General features: G+C 71.3%; 1 pseudogene. It reads right to left on the bottom strand.

Annotated features, from left to right (window positions below):
- Positions 1 to 755, bottom strand: a pseudogene (locus tag AC08ON_RS04595) (hypothetical protein); the annotation flags it as partial.

The following is a 755-nucleotide window of genomic DNA, read 5'->3' as shown; positions in this document are numbered from 1 at the left end:
AGCGCGGCGAGCTCGCGGAGTTCGGTGGGTGACTTGAGCGGATCGACGAGAGGGTCGTACGCCGCGTCGTTGAGGGAGATGCCCAGCGGGACGCCCAACGCGGCGAGCAGCCGGTCGATCGGGTGCAGACGATCGTCCCAGTACGACCACTCCTGCCGATACGCCTCCGCGACGTGTCGGATGACGGCGTTCCCCGCGTCCCGTTCCAGCCGTTCCAGGTGCCGCCGTTCCTCTGAGCCCGGATCGGTTGGCTGCGCGGTGGCCGATTCCGGTGTGGCGGGCGGCGGCGTGGCAGGTCGGGGGACGCGGCGCACGGTGACGGCGAGTCGGGCGGGTCGGGAAGCACCGGTAGGCGACGCCGACAGGTGGTCCGGTCGGGCGGCGCGCAGCGCCTCGACGGTCTCCGTGGCCAGCCGGATCGCGTTGTCGCGCGCGGAGGTCATCCGGTATCCCGAGAAGATCGACTCTAGGGCGACCGCGAGCAGCGGAACTGCCTGGCGCAGTGGCTCGTCCCGGTGCGGTGGCTCGTCCCGGTGCGGTGGCTCGTCGTGAACCTGTGCGGGCGAAGGAAGCCGCAACGCGGCGAGTTCGTCCGCGAGGGCGGAGATTGTTCCTTCGACCTGGCGCTGCTCCTCGGCGACCGCGTTGGAGATCTTGTCGATCATCCGGCCGGGCGGCTCCTCCTCCCGCAGCCGGCCCAGAATGACGCCGACAATCTCCTCGCGCAACCGTTCCCGGGGTCCGTTGCCCGGGCC

The organism is Frankia sp. CoWAU3 (assembly GCF_977971855.1).
This window is presented reverse-complemented; position numbering and strand designations above follow the sequence as displayed.